Origin of the sequence: Paraburkholderia sp. JHI869, assembly GCF_038900775.1 — a bacterium.
In the GTDB taxonomy this organism is placed as follows: domain Bacteria; phylum Pseudomonadota; class Gammaproteobacteria; order Burkholderiales; family Burkholderiaceae; genus Paraburkholderia.
On the sequence record NZ_JAYMSC010000133.1, the window covers coordinates 1 to 247 of the forward strand.

General features: G+C 56.3%; 1 pseudogene. It reads left to right on the forward strand.

The features are described 5' to 3' along the window. Positions 1-165, forward strand: a pseudogene (locus VSR72_RS44185) (transposase); the annotation flags it as partial. Positions 166-247: the final 82 nt, after the last annotated feature.

A 247-nucleotide genomic window follows, 5' to 3' on the forward strand; every position in this document is an offset into this window, starting at 1 on the left:
ACAACGATGCTGGAAACGCTCTCGCGCAAATCGGACACGAGTCGGGCGATCCTCTATGCGTTGAACCGCTGGAAAGCGCTCACACGCTATTGCGATGACGGACAGTTGGAGATCGACAACCTAGCTGTCGAGCGCGCGCTACGCGGGGTAGCGATTGGCCGCCGTTATGCGTAGCCGTGAATTATGTGGAGTTGCACCGAGCTGAACACGACATCGATCAGCTTTACGGACCTCCTTGGGGTTTTTT